This window comes from Kaarinaea lacus (assembly GCF_975902315.1).
In genome coordinates, this window is sequence record NZ_CDLKIE010000015.1 from 1 (window position 1) to 3,194 (window position 3,194).

The window sequence follows — 3,194 nt, forward strand, 5'->3', positions numbered from 1 at the left end:
GGATCGATTCGCAGAACGTTTTGGCGCGGGTTTCGCCAAGATGATGGCACAAACCCTGGGTGTGAATGCCGTTGGAATCCAGTAGCGATATCGCTACCGGTCAGGGTTTATAATCGGTTGGCAATTTCAAGTGCGCTACGGATTTTATCCTGACCAGTGTAAAAATGGGGTGAGTAGCGAATGCCACCCCCACGATCCGCACACATGATGTTTTGTTGCATAAGTTTTTTATAAAGTTCTGTGCTGTTAGTGTGTTTATGTTTGAATGTAACAATGCCAGCTAACTGATCCAGTGATGCTGGCGATACTAACTCCAGATTTTCCTGTTGCTCAATTTCCTTCAGCATGCATTGTGTGTTTTGCAGTACTCGCTGTTCTATTTCAGGCATACCAATCTCTAGGATTAAAGACAGGCTTGCGTTGAGGGCATGAATGCCCAGCATGTTAGGACTGCCACATTCAAAGCGGCGCGCGGAATGGGCGACTTGCCAATTATCGACATCAAAGTTGCCGTAGTCCTCAATCATATGCCAACCATATTGGGTAAGCCTGAGGCTGTCACGCAAGTGGTCAGCACAATAAAAGAATCCCAGTCCTTCCGGCCCCAGCATCCACTTATGACCATCTGCCATAGCGAAGTCTGCATGATAACGCTGGACGTCAAATTCGCTTGCCCCGATGCTTTGAATCGCATCGATGCAAAATAGAATGTTTTCAGACCTGCAATATCGTCCTATAGATTCCAGATCCATTTTAAGTCCTGTCGCGTATTGCACCGAACTTACCGCAATCAATCGTGTTCGTTCGTCGCGTAGTTCAAAAATGTGTTGCTCTGGTCCACTGCTGCCAGATGATGAAATATCGGCGATGCGAAGCTCTACACCTTGCGAGGTAAGCGACTCCCAGACAATGTGGTTTGAAGGAAATTCCTGGTTGGTGATGATGATATTGTCACCCTGTTGCCACTTAATGCCATAAGCCACCATCGATAACGCTTCTGATGTGTTCTTCACTAATGCAATGTCCCGCTGAGATGGAGCGTTGATGAGTGATTGCAGTTTTTTACGTAATGCGGTTTCTGTTTCAACCCATCGAAGATAATTCTGTGAGCCCAGGCGGGCATTTTCTTCGGCAAATGCAATGACGGCATCACGAGTGCGCGTCGGCCAGGGAGAGACCGCTGCATGATTCAGGTAAATAATGTTGGCATCCAGGGTGAATTCCCTTTCAAGCAATGAATTAATGTCCATGATAATTTATTAGCATTTAGTGATATGTAATCGCTGAAATGATGTAAGCCCTTGATTGAATTAGGCGCAAATCAATGTATAACAAATTGTATTTATAAATACACTATATTAAACGAGCTCTAATACCGATACATAGATAGAGAAATTAATCGAACTTTAGACATAGACGTCGTCAAATTTTATTTATAAACTAACTACTTAAGTAATTTTCGGAATCTTGTTTGTATTATGCGTTATTTCATTAACCGCATGAACCTTCTCCTGGTTTTTAGCTGTGCGATCGCTGTATCTGCGAGCAGTGCGGTGGCCTCCAGCACCTCAAAAACAGAAACCGTTAACACTATCACCGCGTCAGTCGCAAGTACCGCGAGTCTCAATGCCAGTTCACCGATTTCTGTTCTTGAATCCAATCTTATAGAGTTAAAACGTGCGTTGTTTCGTGACGCTGTGGAAGCCCTGGAAAATGGTGACCTGGAAACATTCAAATCACTAAAAGCACAAAGCACGGATTACATATTATATCCTTATCTTGCCTATTACGATTTACGCAATCGACTTTCATCGGCCACTGATGAAGAGTTAACGGCTTTCATTGAAGTGTATGATAGTACACCGCTAAGTTATCGGATTCGTACCCAATGGTTGTATCGACTGGCCGAAGATCAACGTTGGGAGCAGTATCTTAAAGTGTATAAAAAACAGGGTGGGGCAAAATTGCGTTGCGCCTATTTCCATGCGCTTCTCGCCACGGATAAATCCAAAAAAACCTATAAAAAAGTCATGTTGGGCACAAAAAAACTGTGGCTGGCAGGAAAAGAACAACCTGATGAATGCAAGTACGTCTTTAGCAAATTTGAAAAAAGTAAATATTTTTCGACGCAGCTGATCTGGGATCGCATAGAAAATTCCATGAAGAAGGGTAATACCAAGCTGGCGAAAACATTAAGTAAAAAACTCGGCAGTCGAGATCGCAAACAGGTTGAATTATGGATTAAGGTGCATAAGAATCCAACCAGGTATCTCAAGTCAAAAAAATTACGCAAACGTAATCTTGTCAATCGCAAAATAATTGTGCATGGCGTAAAACGCGTAGCCCGTCGTAATGCGGAACAGGCGAAAGAGATGTGGGGTACGCTAAACCGCAAGCGAGGATTTGGCCGCAAGGATCTCGGGGAGATGCAGCGTTACATCGCCTTACGATCAGCATATCAACGGCATCCCAGGGCCTATGAATGGCTCAATGAAATAAGCAAGCAGTGGGTCAATGATGATGTGCTTTACTGGCGTGCCATGTCGGCTTTGCGCATGCAGGACTGGAAAGCATTAGCAAAAGACATAAACAAGTTACCTAAGCAGGAAAAAGAGGAGCCTAAATGGCAATATTGGCTGGCGAGATCACTGGAGCAACTGGGCAAGAAAGAGCAGGCGGTTGAACTTTATGAGGAGATTGCTACCCAAACCAATTATTATGGATTTGTCGCCGCTGACAGGATTGGCGTGTCATATTCCTTTAATATGGAGCCCCTGGCCCGTGATGAACAAGTTTTTCAGGAGATTGCGCAGTTGCCCGGTATCCAGCGGGCCAAAGAACTCTATTTTGTAGACCAGCAAGATGACGCGCGCCGCGAGTGGGCCAGAGCTACGCGGAACTTCAAGAGTAACAAGTTAAAACAGGCAGCGCTGTTATCCCACGACTGGGAGTGGCACCACAATGCGATTGTGACAGTCGCGAAGACACCTCACCGCAGTGATTATGATGTTCGGTTTCCAACACCATTCAAAGAACTGGTCTTTAATAATGCCAATGCCCACGATATGGATCCTTCTTTAATATATGGTGTTGCAAGAAGAGAGAGCGCATTTCACTCCAATGCCCGATCCAGTGTAGGTGCCCTGGGGTTAATGCAACTGATGCCCGGCACCGCCAGACTGGAATCCCGGTTA

2 protein-coding genes are annotated in these 3,194 nt (G+C 45.1%); one reads left to right on the forward strand and one right to left on the reverse strand.

Going from position 1 to position 3,194, the window contains the following annotated elements; translation table 11 throughout:
• Window positions 1–107 precede the first annotated feature (107 nt).
• Window positions 108–1,250, reverse strand: a complete 1,143-nt coding sequence (locus tag ACWVCM_RS00265) for an aminotransferase class V-fold PLP-dependent enzyme (RefSeq protein WP_455199687.1) — start codon at window positions 1,248–1,250, stop codon at window positions 108–110.
• Window positions 1,251–1,478: 228 nt separating this feature from the next.
• On the opposite strand from ACWVCM_RS00265, the gene ACWVCM_RS00270 reads away from it, so the two are divergent.
• Window positions 1,479–3,194 (forward strand): transglycosylase SLT domain-containing protein (locus tag ACWVCM_RS00270; RefSeq protein WP_455199688.1); only part of this gene is annotated, 1,716 nt, incomplete at its 3' end.